This window comes from Streptomyces roseifaciens, assembly GCF_001445655.1.
Classification (GTDB): Bacteria; Actinomycetota; Actinomycetes; order Streptomycetales; family Streptomycetaceae; genus Streptomyces; species Streptomyces aureoversilis.
Genome location: NZ_LNBE01000003.1, coordinates 1,600,194 through 1,613,653, shown reverse-complemented (window position 1 = coordinate 1,613,653; position 13,460 = coordinate 1,600,194). Strand labels below are relative to the sequence as shown.

Here is a 13,460-nt window from a genome sequence, read left to right as displayed (position 1 = left end):
GTGAGCACGAGAGCCCCGGCGGTCGTCGGGTGCTCCGGTTCCCCGCTGCTACTTGGGGGTACCGACGGTGCTGGCCGTGGTGGCCGTGCGCTCTTCGATGACGGAGATCTCCTCGACGGCGCGCTCGGGCGAGTCGGGTACGGACGGCATGTCCTGGGGCGAGACGTGCAGGTGGGCGATGCGCAGGTCGCCGCGCGCCCCGCGGGTCACCACGAGGGTCTCGCGCAGGTACTGCTGTTCCTCGCCGAGGGCCACCCGGCAGTGCAGGCTGACGAGGGCCGTGTCGCCGAGGATCCTGATCTCGGGCGAGAGCAGCTGGCTGCGCCGGGCCGTGCCGGCGGCGAGGGTGAACACCCGCTGGAATTCCTCACGGCTGTCGATGCGGGTGGGCGACGACAGAATGAAGAAGGTGGCGTCGGGGGCGAACAGGTCGAAGTACCCCTGGTCGCTGCGGTCATATGCCGACCGGTACTCCTCGAGGAGCTGCTGGACGGCTTCCCTGGTGATGGCGCCCGCGGTCACCGTGGGCACGAAATCTATGGTCATTGAGCGATTCCCTTGTTTTTCGGCTGCTCCGGCTGCGTCGACTGCATGAGGGACCGGAAAGGGACGTCGTGCGGGAGCACCCCCAGCGGAGGCTGAGGGAGGGTACCTGCGGAGAATTTCTCATCTCGCCCTTGCACCAGATCGCAAGGCTCACCCAGTCGCTCGCTTGTTCGCTGGTACCCGACTATCATCCAGGGTGAGTTGGCTGTCAATACCCACGAACTCCCGCATAAAAGTGTCCAGTTGGGGGGTCTGACCACGGACCGGATCAGCGGTTTTCGGCGCGGAATCCGTTATTCGAGCCGGATGTGAATTCGGGAGTCCCGTTCCGAATACAGGACTGCCGGCCCCGGGGCTCCCGCACCATGACGGCACGGGCCTGGCGTCACAGTCGATTCGACCGGCCCCGACCGGGCCCGGGCCGCAGGCCGGGCGGCTTGCACATGGCGCCACGGCGGTGTGAGGATGGCGCCATGGAACTCATGCGGTATGTCGACAATCTGCGCCAGGAACTCCTGGTCGCAGCCGAGGCGGGCGACACGGAGACCCGCGAGGTCGCCGAGCGCCTCGTCGCGCCGCTCTCCTCCGCCGTCCGGCTCGTGCTGCTCGACGCCCTGTCCGCCGCCGCGGACGAGATCACCAGCGATCTGGCGCCGGGCTCGGTCGAGGTCCGGCTGCGCGGGCTCGACCCGAGCTTCGTCGTCACCCTTCCCCCCGCCGACCACGGCCCCGGTGAGGCCGAGGGCGGCTTCGAGCACCCGCACGCCGGTGCGGTGCCCTCGCTGCCCGCCCCGCTGCCGGTGCCGTCGGGCGGGGAGGACGGCGCCACGTCCCGCATCAACTTCCGGCCGCCCGAGCACCTGAAGGCGCGGATCGAGGAGGCCGCCGGGCGCGAGGGCCTGTCGGTCAACGCCTGGCTGGTCCGGGCCGTGTCCGCGATGCTCGACTTCGACGAGCAGGCCCGGCGCCCCGAACGGCGCGCGCCGCGGGGTGGTCAGCACTACACGGGCTGGGTGACCTGACCCCGGCCGGTACCGGAGCATCGCCACCCTTCCGACCAGCGGGGACAACACCATGCCTGTTTTCGAGACGCCGCAGCCCATCTCCGTCTCCGTCGACCTCCAGGTCGGGGACGTCCGCCTCCAGGCGGACGAGCGCACCGACACGGTCGTCGAGGTGCGCCCGAGCGATCCGGGCAGCACGGCGGACGCGAAGGCCGCCGAGGACACCCGCGTCGAGTACGAGGCGGGCCGGCTGCTCGTCAAGGGCCCGAGGTCGCGCGCCTTCTTCGGCAAGACCGGATCCGTCGACGTGACGATCGGCCTGCCGTCGGGCTCGGCGGTCGAGGGCACGGGGCAGATGACCGCCTTCCGCTGCAGCGGACGACTGGGCGAGTGCCGGATCAAGACGTCGGCGGGCGACATCCGGGTCCAGGAGACCGGCCCGCTCACCGCCACCACCTCCCTGGGCGACGTCACGGCGGACCGGGTGCACGGCGCCGCCGCGATCACGACCGGGACCGGCGCGGTCCGGGCCGGCGAACTGGCGGGGCCGGCAGTGATCAAGAACTCCAACGGCGACAGCCGGGTCGGCGAGGCGGCAGGGGACCTGCGGGTGCGGTCGGCCAGCGGCAGCGTCTCCGTCGGCACGGCGCACGCGGCCCTGGAGGCCAAGACCGCTCACGGGGACATCCGCGTCGGCGAGGTCGTGCGCGGCTCGACCGTGCTCGCCACGTCGAGCGGTCAGATCGAGATCGGCATCCGCCCCGGCACGGCCGCGCGGCTCGACGTCCGGACGAAGTTCGGCAACGTGCACAACCTCCTGACGGCCTCCGACGGACCCGGACGGTCCGAGGAGACGGCGGAGGTGTACGCCACCACGTCGGTCGGCGACGTGACGGTCCGCCGGGCCGGGGGCGCCTGACGGGGACGGGGTTCCGGCGCCGGACCCTCGCCGGACGACCTGGGCGGCTCACGCCCGGCTCGGCGTGCGGAGAGCCTCCGCCCCGCTTCCGCCCTCAGTCGGTCAGGGCCCGCACCACGATCCGTATGCCGCGCCACACCCAGCCCAGGGCACCGATCTCGATCGCGGTGTCCGCGGCGTCGACGGCCATCTCGGCCCGGTCCGAACGCCGGCAAGGCTGGCACGTACGCCGCCGGAAGCGGCCGTCCCTTCCACAGCGCCTGCACGCGCCCCTGCGGTTCCACATGAGCATGATCATCCCATGGACGGCCGCAGGCTGTGGACGGCCGCAGGCTGCGGACCCGGAGCGCGGCCGGGCGGAACGTACCGGGCCGGGCAGTGCCGTGGCTGCGACCACTGCCCGGCCCGGAGGCCTCAGCCCTGCGGTACGAGTGCGGAGCGCTCGTGCTCCTGCTCGTGCTCGCAGGCGTCGTCGATCCCGTAGGTGTCCCACGCGGGGAACGGGTCGGTGGCCGGGGGCCCTTCGCCGGCCTGCACGAGGCAGCCGGCCAGGGCGGCCCGGAGCTCCTCGCTGCGCAGGCCGGTGCCGATGAAGACCAGCTCCTGGCCCTGTGCGCTGTCCGCGTCCCGCACCCCGGAGGGCTCGAAGCGGGCGACGGAGCCGGCCTGGGACCACAGGCCGGTCGCCCGGGGACGGCTCGCCAGCCGGAAGAAGCCCTTGGAGCGCAGGATCCGGCCGTAGGCCCCGCTGTCGAGGCCTTCGGTGACGAACTCCCACAGGCGGCCGGGGTGGAACGCGGCGTCCGAGCGGAAGACCGTGCTGGAGATGCCGTACTCCTCCGTCTCCGGGACGTGGTCCCCGTTGAGCTCCATGACCCAGCCCGGGGCCTGCTGCGCCCGCTCCAGGTCGAACAGCCCGGTCCCGAGCACGTCGCCGAGGGCCACGCGCCCGCGGGTGGCGGTCACGATCCGGGCGGGCGGGTTGAGCCGGGCGAGGGCGGCCCGCAGCCGTTCGGCGCTCTCCGCGTCGACGAGGTCGAGCTTGTTGAGCACGATGACGTCGGCGAATTCGATCTGGTCCATCAGCAGGTCGCTGACGGTGCGCTCGTCGTCCTCGTACTGGTCGAGGCCGCGCTCGGCGAGCCCGTCCCCTCCTTCCAGCTCCGGCAGGAAGTTGGCCGCGTCGACGACGGTGACCATGGTGTCGAGGCGCGCCAGGTCGCCCAGCGTGGCGCCGTCGTCGCGGGGGAAGGCGAAGGTCGCCGCCACGGGCATCGGTTCGGAGATGCCGCTGGACTCGATGAGGAGGTGGTCGAAGCGGTCCTCGCGGGCGAGCCGGCCGACCTCCTCCAGCAGGTCGTCGCGCAGGGTGCAGCAGATGCACCCGTTGGTCATCTCGACCAGCCGTTCCTCGGTGCGCGACAGGGCGGCCTCGCCGCCGCGCACGAGCGCGGCGTCGATGTTGACCTCGCTCATGTCGTTGACGATGACCGCGACGCGCAGGCCCTCGCGGTTGCTCAGCACGTGGTTGAGCAGGGTGGTCTTGCCCGCCCCGAGGAAGCCGGACAGGACGGTGACCGGCAGCCGGCCGCGCACGCCCGTCAGCCTTCGGGGCGCAGCAGGCCGCGCTCGTAGGCCTTGACCAGGCGCTGCGGCACCAGGTGGGCGACGCCGTCGACGGTGACCGGCACGAGGTGCGGCGCGGCCGCCTTCCACTGGGCGCGGCGGTGGCGGGTGTTGCTGCGGGACATCTTCCGCTTGGGTACGGCCATGGGTTTCGGAATCCTCTCCGGTCGGTGCGGAACCGACGCTATATGAAAATGGATCCCATTACCAATTGACTGGGCCGCGGACCCCTGACGATCGGCGGGCCTGCCCATGCCGAAGGGCCGGTCGGCATCCGCCGGCCGGCCCCTGTGTCATCCGGATGCGCGCTACCTCCGCATCCGGCGGCCTACCTCATCCGTGGCAGGCACATGAGCATGAGCAGCCCGGTCCGCATGTGCAGTCGGCACTGTTCGCCGGGGCGGGCTCGTGAAGGGTCATGGCCGGCTGTCCTCCTTCGACGCGCGGTTACCTCGTTCCAGCGAACACCCGGCGGGGTCCGGCGACAAGAGGGGTGCACGGTCCGGCCGAACCTTGCCGCAATCACACCGCATGCCTGTCGTCGCATCGCATGCCTCTCATCGCACCGCACGCCTGTCATCGCACCGACCATTGCGCCGGCCGCTCCCCTGCCGGGAGCCTGAGAGCGCCACATCGGGCCTTTTTGGAAAAGAAGGTGCCAATCGTGAGGATTCTGGAGCAAACCATCTCCCGATACGACCCGAAGTTCGATGTGGCAACGGGTGCGCGTTGCGCACCGCCCGGGACGGCTCGGCGCCGCGCGCGGGCCGGGTCGGGTACGCGGTGCCGGCCGTCACGGCCAATGCGGCAGGCGTGATCACCACCGCGGAGGCGCACTTTGCGCACCGCATCGCCTTCTGGGACGCCGGGTTCGCGCCCCTGGGCCACGACGCGGACGGCTATGCCGCTCCTTCGGCGGTCGAGGCGGGCGAGTCCGGGGACTTCTACGGCATCGACCGGTACAAGCTGCGGGTGCTCCGGCTGAATCCCCGTGGCGTGGTGGCGGTGCACGGCCTCGGGCGGCTCGGCGGCGAGTTCACCGCGGACCTGCGCAGCGTGCCCGCGCGTCTGTGCACCGTCGTGCCGCTGGTGCACGGGCCGCTGCCGTCCGCGCCCGAGGAGTCCTTCGGCCCGCACGTGCGCGACATCGCGGTGTCGTCCGACGGCCGGACCGCCGCGCTCACCGCGCTCACCGCGCTCACCGCGCTCACCGCGTTCAACTGGGACCACAACCTGTACGGCATCGACCTGGCCACCGGCCGGACGAGCCGGCGGCAGAAGGCCGGGCACTTCTTCGGCTTCGCCCCCACGGCCGTGGCGGGCGGGTTCGCCGTGCAGGGCTTCGACGTGCAACACGGGGCTGAACAACTTCGCGGTGGCGCCGGACGGGTCGTGGGTCGCCACGTCCGGCGACCTCGGGCTCGCGGTCTGGGACGGCGCGGGGAGCCTGCGCAGCAGCGGCGGCGCGCTCTTCGACCAGGCGCTGCTGGGCCGCGCCCCCCGGCCGACCTCCCGTAGGAGGTCGCCCGGGTCAGGACTTGCGGCGGGGCTTTCCGCGCTTGGCGCCCTTGGAGCCGGCCGCGCCGCCCCGGGGGGCCTTGCCGCCCGACTTGCCGGCCGCGGGCTTGCGCTGTGCGCCGCCCGTACCGGGGCGCTTCTGCTTGGCCTGCGCCTTGGCTCCGGCCTTGGCCTTGTCCTGGGGCTGCGCCGCCTGGGGCAGGGGCCGGCCCCGCGAGCTGTTGACCGTCCGCCCGCGGACGATCCCGATGAAGTGCTCCACCAGGTCGGTGGTCTCCTCCTGCGGCCACGACAGGGCGACGCGGGACTCCGGGGCGTCCGAGAGCGGCCGGTAGGTGAGGTCCTTGCGGTGGTGCAGGCGGGCGAGCGACTGCGGCACGACCAGCACGCCCACGCCCGCCGCCACCAGCTCGATGGCGTCCGCCGTCGTGGCGGGACGCTCGATCGCGGGCTTCCCGGGCAGCGTCTCCCAGCCGAGGACGTCGTCGAGGGGATGCAGCACGATCTCGTCCGCCAGGTCCGCCGGGGAGACCTCGTCGACCGCCGCCACGACGTGGTCCTTCGGGATCACGACCACGGTCGCCTCGGTGTAGAGGGGGATCGCGCTGAGGTCCTGCCGGTCCACCGGCAGCCGTACGAAGCCCGCGTCGGCGTCGCCGCGCCGCAGCGCTTCGCACGCTTCGGCGGCGGGCACCGCCACGAGCGTCAGTGGGACTTCGGGCAGCCGCTCGTTCCAGATCCGCACCCACTTGGTGGGTGTCACTCCAGGGACATACGCGAGCCGGAACGAAGGGGAATCTTCCGAGCCTGTCACCCCGCCAGGTTACCGGTCGTGGTCAGAGGTAGCTCACATGCTCGATACCCTTGACAGCATGACGTCGCACAAGACCGCCCAGACCATGAAGCCCGCGACCGCGGCGAAGAAGCTGGGTGTGTACCTCCAGGCCACCCCCGCCGAGTTCCAGGAGGGTGTCGTCTCGCGCAGCGAGCTCAACGCACTGCAGGCCGATCCGCCCCAGTGGCTGCAGGACCTGCGCCGCAACGGCCCGCACCCCCGTCCCGTGGTGGCGGCGAAGCTCGGCGTCTCCATCGCCGGCCTGGCCCGCGGCGGGGTCACCGAGGCCCTCACGACGGAGCAGATCGACGCGCTGAAGAACGAGCAGCCCGAGTGGCTGCAGCGCGAGCGCGCCACCCAGGCCGAGGTCCGCAAGGAGGCGGCGCGCATCAAGGAGAAGAACGCGGCGCGCGACGGCCAGGACGACGACCCGCGCGCCTGACCCGCCCCTGCCCCCTCCGTGACCTTGGTCACCCGCTGCCGGTGAACCGCCAGCGGGTCTGGCTGTAGGGCTCGCCCTTGCCGAAGCCGAAGGCCGTGCGGGGGGCCACCGCGAAGACCAGGGCCTCGCCGGCGCCGTGGACGAACACGCCGTTCGCCACGTCGAAGTGCCACTCCGTGCCGTACTTGGCCTCCCACGCGCCGGCGAGCCGCAGCAGCCGCTGCTCCTCGCTCACCCGCACGGCCTCCCCCTCGACGACCAGGTCGCATCCCTCCCGGAGGGTGTTGCAGCCGGTCGTGAGGGCGACGTGCGGGTTGCTCCGCAGGTTCTTCGCCTTGCGCTCCTCCGCGCCGGTGCAGAAGTGCAGCGCACCGTCCTCCCATACGCCGATCAGGGGAGTGACGTGCGGGCGCCCGTCGGGGCGTACGGTCGTCAGCCAGTACACCTCCGCCCGGGCCAGCGAGGCGACGGCGTCGCTCCAGTCCGCTGCCGTCGCCTGCGCACTGCTGTAACGCTCGTCCAGTGCGGCGAGGGGTTCCGTGCCGGGCATGGGCGTCTCCTCCCGGGGCCGGTGGGCCGATGGCCCCATGGGCCGATCGTGCCCCTCCGGTGAGGACCCTGCATCCGGGCCGGCCGGGCCGCATACCGGCCGCGGAGGAGATCAGCGGCGCAGGTCGCGGGAGAGATCGATCAGCTCGGTCGCCAAGGTGGTCACGACCTGTTCGCGGAACTCGTCCGGGGTCAGCTTCACCGGGGTGTCGGGGCCGGCGTGCCCGGTGATGACGCCCGACGGCGCCTCGGCCTTCGCGGCCTGCTTCTCGGATATGCCGTCGAGGGAGTGCGCCACGGCTCCGGACACCGCGCTCTGCATCGACTTGGCCACGCTGAGGTCGTCGACGCAGAACCCCACGTAGGCCGCGATCACCTTGCCCGAGTCGTCCACCACGCGGATTCCCTTGGCGATGGCGTTCCCTCCGCTCACCGTCAGCGTCGGAACGCCGTCCTCCGACTGCGTCAGGGAGAGCGTGCCGCGCTCGACCGCCGGATTGGCCATGTCGTCGCTCGTGCCGCCGGGCACCTCTTCCGCGCTGTGGTCCGCCATGATGCTTCCCTTCTCCGGAGTGCCGGGACGCGCTCTCCCTGCCTACCCCCGGAGCCGGGCGCCGATACGCGAGGCGTAGAACCGTTCGATGGGGCTACGCGTATCGATATGACTACTTCTCACCTCATCGATCCCGAAGGGCCGAGGGCCGGTGTCCGGCCCGTCGCCGAGGTCCAGCAGGCCCACCGCCGGCTCGACCGGAAGGCGGCCGGGCCGGTCCGGCAGACCCAGTACACGCGCGGCGCCCTGACCGCGTACCTCTGGGCCCTGGGCCGGGGACAGGTGTCACCGGTCACCGGCGGCCGCTCCGACGGGGCCCCGGACCTGGCGGCCCTGACGGCCGAAGCGGACGCCGCACAAGCGCAACTGGAGGACTTCACGCAGCGGACGGTGCCCAGGGACTACGTCCACGGAGTGCTCGACACCCTGGCCTGGGTGTGCGGCCACAGCGACACCCGCCCCTGACCGGGGTCAGCCGGCCCGGTGCACCGGCTGTGCGGCACCGGCCTCGGGGTTCTCCCACCAGCGGTCGTTCCCGGTCAGCACCTTGCCGAGGTCGCGCTCGGCGGACCAGGACACGACGAGCATGGTGCGCACCGCCCCGTCCTCCGTCAGCGGCACCGTCCGGTGCATCGTGGTGTCGCTGCGCAGCAGGTAGAGGTCGCCCGAGACGAGCCCGTAGGTGTCGATCTGCCGCTCGCAGAGGGTCTCGTTGATCCGGGGAGCGTTCTTGTCCCAGTGCGTGTGCGGCACGGCCTGGACCATGCCGCCGCTCGCGATCGGGGGCATGCGCAGCGCCCAGTTGAACGCGAAGCTGTAGTCGTCCCAGTGCCAGCCGTGGGTGTCCGACGCGAACTCCTGGTGCGTGATCAGATAGCGCTCGTCGTCCGACACTTCCGGGATGATCCGCTCGCGGGTGATGCCCGCCAGGAAGGTCAGCAGGACCTCCGAGCGGGTGACGGCGCGGATCAGGTCGCTCTGCTCGACGTCCTGGCTCTTCACCACGCTCAGGTTGCGCGGTGTGCCCCCGGTGGTGCCGAGCACGAGGTCGCGGCGCTCCTTGTGCTCCCGGACGAGCCGGTCGGCCTCGGCGCGCACGGCGGTTATCAGCTCTTCGGGGACGATCCGCATGTGCGAGTCGAACTTCACGAAGCCGGTGCGCTGGAAGCGGTCCGCCAGCTGCTGCACCCGCTCCGGCGTGTAGTTCTCGGCCAGGAATTTCTCGAGCGTCTCGTCGATCTCGTGTACGTCGATCTCGCGTGCGTTCATGGCGCGTGCGTTCATGGCGCGTTCTTCTCCTTTGCTGATGAGTCGGGTTTCGTTTGCCGGCCGAACGCCGCGGCCAGGAGGGCCACGGCCGGTACCAGCAGGAGCGCCGTGCCGCCGCCCTCCGTGGCGGCGACGTGCGCACCCGCCGCCGCCCCCAGCGCCCCGCCGGCCTGGTTGAGGCTGCTGAGCCAGGCCATGGTCTCGGTGACCCTCCCCTCGGGTGCGAGGTCCCCGGCGAGGGTGTACAGGGTGCCGAAGGCGGTGCCCACGACCGCTCCGGCCACCGGGCAGACCAGGAGGACCGTCAGCGGGGACAGGCGCATGGCCAGTGCCAGCAGGCCGGCTCCCGCCGCGAACGCGCAGAGCAGTACGGAGATCCGCGGGCCGCGCGACAGCAGGGCGGGGGCGGCGCCCAGGGCGAGGCTGCCCAGGATGCTGCCGACGGACATGGCCCCCAGGTACAGGCCCGCGTACGCGGCCGCGCCGGAGGCCTGGGCGTGGAGGGGCAGCACGACGTCCACGACGGTGATCGCGACGACGAAGAGGCCGTGCGCGGCCATCAGGCGGCGCAGTGGTCCCGAGGCCAGGGGCCCGGCCCGGTGCCCGGGCCGGGCCGGGCGCGGTGCGAACGGAAAGCCGGTCAGCACGCCGACCGCCCCGGCCATGAGGGCCGCGATGACGGCGAACGGCGCGAATCCCGAGACCGACAGGCTCAGCCAGCCGGTCAGCACCGGGCCGGTGATCAGGGCGGCGTTCGTCAGGGTGGTGTCCAGGGCCATCGCGGTGGGCAGCGTCCGGGCGCCGGCGGTGGAGAACCAGACCGAGCGCATCATGATGCCGACCGGGGGGACGGCGGCTCCCACGACCGCCGTGAGGGAACAGACCGCGACGGCGGACGCCCCGCGGGCCACGGCCAGGAGCAGCAGGGCGCCGGCCGTCAGGTATCCGGCGAGGCAGACGGGCAGCACCACGCGGGGCGAACGGCGGTCGGCGAGCCGGCCGCGCAGGGGGGCGGTCAGCCCCTCCCCCACCGCCAGGCTGCTCACGGCCAGGCCCGCGACGCCGTAGGAGTACTCCCGGCCGATGAGCAGCAGGAGGCTCAGGGGGACCATGCCGGCCGGGAGCTTCGCCGCCAGGGCGGCCGCCGCGATCCGCCGGAAGCCGGGGGCTCCCAGCAGTTCGCGGTAGCCGGCGAGCGGCCGGTGCGGTGCGGGGTCGGTCGCCGCGGCGGGCTCGGCGGACATCAGTGCGGATCCGGGGTGATCTCCAGCCTGACGGTCGCCCTGATCTCGGCGAGCACGCGCTCGACCGTCTGCTGATCGGGGCCCGACACCCAGGCGCCGACGGGGATGGTCTTGACCTCGTGGGTGACGGGGACGTGGTCGCCCGGCTCGTAGGAGACCAGCACCTTGTCGACGCACGGATGGCTGCGGACCTGCTCCAGCCCGTGCACGGCGACGAGCGTGCCTGGGGCGTCGTCGTTGCGGACGGCGATGGCCCCGAAGAGCGCGCGGCTGTTGAGCGGCTTGTCCATGATCTCCGGGCGGCAGCCCAGGTAGCACTCGAGGGCGTCGTGGAAGGGCCGGATGTCCGTGTACTGCGCCCACTGGTCCGTGGCGGGGCCGCCGGGGAGCCTGGCCCCCAGCTCGATCAGGTGGACTCCCCGGGAGTTGACCTTGACCTCGGTGTGGCTGGGTCCGCGGTGCACGCCGAAGGCGGTGAGCAGGTGCGTGACGTGTTCCGCGACCCGGTCCCAGTCGGGGTCCTCGGGGACGGCCTGGACGTTGTCCCAGAGGGGGAAGTCGTAGTCGCGGGAGTCGGGCTGCCGGTACTCCCACATGTCCACGACGCGGTGGTCGCCGTCGCTGCTGTAGCAGTTGACCGCGAACTCCCGGCCCCGGATGTACTCCTCGACCAGCCACTCGTCCGGCCAGCTGAAGAGGCCGTTCTCGTCCTCGATCCTCAGGTTCTCGGCGGCCTGCGCGTCCCTGACCAGCGTGACGCCGTTCGCGCCGGCGTCCATGGTGGGCTTGACGATGACCGGGTAGCCGATCGCGGCGGCCGCCGCCGGGACCTCGGAGAGCTCTCGCACCAGGCGGAAGGCCGGGATGCGGACCCCCGCCTCGGCCGCGTGGGCGCGCATCGCGGCCTTGTTGCGCCGGGCCACCGCCAGGGAGACGTCGTTGCCCGGCAGCCCGAGGGCGTCCGCGACGACGTCGGCGATGTGGACCGCGGACTCGAAGGCGGGGACGACGGCCCTGATCTCGTGGTCGAGGCCGCCGAGGGCGGCCAGCGCTTCGGAGGCGTCCGAGGCGTAGAGGGACACGTCGTCGCCGTCGGTGTGGTCCGGCCAGCGGGCGTTCAGTTCGCGGACCCCCAGGGTGTACAGGGCGACGACGGCCAGCCCCATGTCCGCGGCCGCCTTCTTGTAGCCCTCCCCGCTCTTGAGCGGGTCGACCAGGAGGACGGCGGGTTTGCACTCGTTCAAGGTGTCCCTCTCACGGGAGTCGTCTCGGCAGGGCTCGCGGGCGGGCGCGTCATGCGGCCGGTGCCCGCATGCCGGGGTGGTGGGCCGCCACGACCTCGGGAAAGGCCCGCAGCATTCCCTTCATGACGTTCTCGCCGTAGCCGGCGAACAGCGGGTTGGCGGGGTCGTGCTCGACTCCGCCGGCCGCATCGACGTAGGGGCTCGGCAGCGGCCGCATGGCCGCGTGCAGCTGCGGGTTGTAGAAGAACGGCGCGGAGTAGCGGTCGACGCCGGGGGCCGGCCGGCGCACGCGGTGGGTGGTGGCCCGCAGGTAGCCGCGGGTGGCGACCTCCAGGAGCTCGCCGAGGTTCACAACGAACGCTCCCGGGAGCACGGGGACGTCCACGAACCGGCCGTCGCCGACGTCGACCTGCAGGCCTCCCTTGTCGTCCTGGAGCAGCAGGGTGAGCAGGCCGTAGTCCTTGTGGATGCCCACGCCCTGCTCCTCCTCGCCCGCTGCCGGGGCCGCCGGCCCCGGGTAGTGCAGGAGCTTGAAGTGCACGTGCGGGCTCGGGGCCACGACGTCGTCGAGGAAGTCCGCGGGCGTGTCCAGCGCCTCCAGGACGAGCCGGAGCAGCCGGTGGGAGACGCCGGTGAGCCGGTCCATCCAGTCCAGCACCGCGGGGCGCAGGCCCGGCAGCGCGGACGGCCACTGGTTGGGCCCGGCGAGCCACAGGTAGGAGGGGTCGCCCGGGCCGGGGCGCAGGGCCGGGCACTCCGGTCCCACGTCCAGTTGCCGGCGCTGGTCCGGCACGCCCCGGGTCCGTTCGCGGCCGAGCTCCGAGTACCCGCGGAAGTAGGGCGACTTGAGGATGCTGAGCTCGTCCCGCTCGTGTTCGGGCAGGGCGAAGAACTCGCGGGCGAGTCCGAGCAGGGCGTCGGCGCCCTCGACGCCGTGGCCCACGAGCTGGAAGAAGCCGATGTCGTGGACGGCCGCCCGCAGGGCGTCCAGGAATGCGGCGCGGGATTCCGTGCTGCGTTCGGCGTCACGCAGGTCGAGCACGGGGAAGATCTCTGACAAGGCGTGTCCTTCGTCGGTGGGTGGGGCTGTCTCCGTGTGCTCCCGCCTTCCGCTCAGGCGGAGCCCCGGACGAAGGTCAGCAGTTCGGAGCGTGCGGTGCTGTCCTCCGCGAAGGCTCCGTGGAAGGAGGTCGAGGTCATCCGGGCACTGGTCCTGATGCCGCGCATCGTCATGCACAGGTGCTCGCCCTGGCCGATGACGGCGACGTCCTGCGCTCCGGTGATGCGCGTGATGTCGTGCGCGACGTCCGAGACGAGGCGCTCCTGGACCTGCAGCTTGTGGGCGTGCTGGTGGGCGATCCGGGCGAACTTCGACAGCCCGAGCAGCTGCTCGGCGGAGCGGTAGGCGATGGTGAGGGAGCAGTTGAAGGGGAGCAGGTGGTGCTCGCACAGCGACCACACCTCGATCCCCGAGACCAGCACCATCTGACCCGAGGAGGTCGTCTCGAAGAGGGTCTCGATGGTGCCCGGATCGTAGTTGGTGAACTCCCGCCACCAGCGGGCGTAGCGCGCAGGGGTGTCCTTCAGGCCGTCCCGCGTCGGATCCTCGCCGATCTCCAGGAGGAGCCGGCGCGCGAGGCGCTCCAGGGGATCGGTGTCGGCCTCGCCGACGATGCCCCGCAGCTCGGCGTCCATCTCTGTGTTGAGCATC

At 72.2% G+C, this 13,460-nt stretch carries 16 protein-coding genes; 5 read left to right on the top strand and 11 right to left on the bottom strand.

Going from position 1 to position 13,460, the window contains the following annotated elements; translation table 11 throughout:
* Positions 1-48: 48 nt before the first annotated feature.
* Entirely contained in the window at positions 49-546 is a 498-nt protein-coding gene (locus AS857_RS12735; protein WP_058043217.1) for a YybH family protein, read from the bottom strand.
* Positions 547-1,019: 473 nt separating this feature from the next.
* Between AS857_RS12735 and AS857_RS12730 the strand changes: the two genes are divergently transcribed.
* Positions 1,020-1,568: a hypothetical protein gene (locus AS857_RS12730; protein WP_058043216.1), complete on the top strand. Its 549-nt coding sequence runs from the start codon at positions 1,020-1,022 to the stop codon at positions 1,566-1,568.
* A 52-nt stretch (positions 1,569-1,620) separates the two neighbouring features.
* A complete protein-coding gene (locus AS857_RS12725) occupies positions 1,621-2,469 on the top strand; it encodes a DUF4097 family beta strand repeat-containing protein (protein ID WP_058043215.1) in 849 nt (282 codons plus the stop codon).
* A gap of 414 nt (positions 2,470-2,883) precedes the next feature.
* Here AS857_RS12725 and AS857_RS12720 read toward each other — a convergent pair whose 3' ends face one another.
* Entirely contained in the window at positions 2,884-4,065 is a 1,182-nt protein-coding gene (locus AS857_RS12720; protein ID WP_107105567.1) for a GTP-binding protein, read from the bottom strand.
* 5 nt (positions 4,066-4,070) lie between these two features.
* Positions 4,071-4,241 carry a 50S ribosomal protein L32 gene (gene rpmF / locus AS857_RS12715; protein WP_058043214.1) on the bottom strand — a complete coding sequence of 57 codons (171 nt, stop codon included), beginning with the start codon at positions 4,239-4,241 and terminating at the stop codon, positions 4,071-4,073.
* A gap of 583 nt (positions 4,242-4,824) precedes the next feature.
* On the opposite strand from rpmF, the gene AS857_RS12710 reads away from it, so the two are divergent.
* Entirely contained in the window at positions 4,825-5,613 is a 789-nt protein-coding gene (locus tag AS857_RS12710; protein ID WP_058043213.1) for a hypothetical protein, read from the top strand.
* A gap of 13 nt (positions 5,614-5,626) precedes the next feature.
* Here the strand turns inward: AS857_RS12710 and AS857_RS12705 are convergent, their stop codons facing one another.
* Entirely contained in the window at positions 5,627-6,427 is an 801-nt protein-coding gene (locus AS857_RS12705; protein ID WP_079110279.1) for a LysR family substrate-binding domain-containing protein, read from the bottom strand.
* 58 nt (positions 6,428-6,485) lie between these two features.
* On the opposite strand from AS857_RS12705, the gene AS857_RS12700 reads away from it, so the two are divergent.
* Positions 6,486-6,890, top strand: coding sequence for a DUF5997 family protein (locus tag AS857_RS12700; RefSeq protein WP_063278422.1), 405 nt, complete (start codon positions 6,486-6,488; stop codon positions 6,888-6,890).
* A gap of 28 nt (positions 6,891-6,918) precedes the next feature.
* On the opposite strand, the gene AS857_RS12695 is transcribed toward AS857_RS12700, so the two are convergent.
* Both AS857_RS12695 and AS857_RS12690 read right to left on the bottom strand, forming a co-directional pair.
* A complete protein-coding gene (locus AS857_RS12695; protein ID WP_058043210.1) occupies positions 6,919-7,440 on the bottom strand; it encodes a pyridoxamine 5'-phosphate oxidase family protein in 522 nt (173 codons plus the stop codon).
* Between the two features lie 111 nt (positions 7,441-7,551).
* Positions 7,552-7,992 (bottom strand): hypothetical protein, encoded by a 441-nt coding sequence (locus AS857_RS12690; RefSeq protein WP_058043209.1) that lies wholly within the window; start codon positions 7,990-7,992, stop codon positions 7,552-7,554.
* 108 nt (positions 7,993-8,100) lie between these two features.
* Between AS857_RS12690 and AS857_RS12685 the strand changes: the two genes are divergently transcribed.
* Positions 8,101-8,457: a hypothetical protein gene (locus AS857_RS12685; RefSeq protein ID WP_058043208.1), complete on the top strand. Its 357-nt coding sequence runs from the start codon at positions 8,101-8,103 to the stop codon at positions 8,455-8,457.
* 6 nt (positions 8,458-8,463) lie between these two features.
* Here the strand turns inward: AS857_RS12685 and AS857_RS12680 are convergent, their stop codons facing one another.
* Genes AS857_RS12680 through folE form a run of 5 tightly spaced genes read right to left on the bottom strand, consistent with a single transcriptional unit; the run spans position 8,464 to position 13,459 of the window.
* On the bottom strand, positions 8,464-9,276 hold the full coding sequence (locus AS857_RS12680; protein WP_058043207.1) for a HalD/BesD family halogenase: 813 nt from the start codon (positions 9,274-9,276) through the stop codon (positions 8,464-8,466).
* Positions 9,273-10,505 carry an MFS transporter gene (locus AS857_RS12675; RefSeq protein ID WP_245699800.1) on the bottom strand — a complete coding sequence of 411 codons (1,233 nt, stop codon included), beginning with the start codon at positions 10,503-10,505 and terminating at the stop codon, positions 9,273-9,275. Before AS857_RS12675 ends, AS857_RS12680 begins: the two co-directional genes overlap by 4 nt.
* Complete coding sequence (locus AS857_RS12670) at positions 10,505-11,749, bottom strand: ATP-grasp domain-containing protein (protein ID WP_058043206.1); 1,245 nt, start codon at positions 11,747-11,749, stop codon at positions 10,505-10,507. Before AS857_RS12670 ends, AS857_RS12675 begins: the two co-directional genes overlap by 1 nt.
* 49 nt (positions 11,750-11,798) lie before the next feature.
* The gene (locus tag AS857_RS12665) at positions 11,799-12,809 is read right to left on the bottom strand and encodes an isopenicillin N synthase family dioxygenase (RefSeq protein ID WP_058043205.1); all 1,011 of its coding nucleotides are present in this window, start codon (positions 12,807-12,809) and stop codon (positions 11,799-11,801) included.
* Between the two features lie 53 nt (positions 12,810-12,862).
* Positions 12,863-13,459 (bottom strand): GTP cyclohydrolase I, encoded by a 597-nt coding sequence (gene folE / locus AS857_RS12660; RefSeq protein WP_245699799.1) that lies wholly within the window; start codon positions 13,457-13,459, stop codon positions 12,863-12,865.
* Position 13,460 lies beyond the last annotated feature (1 nt).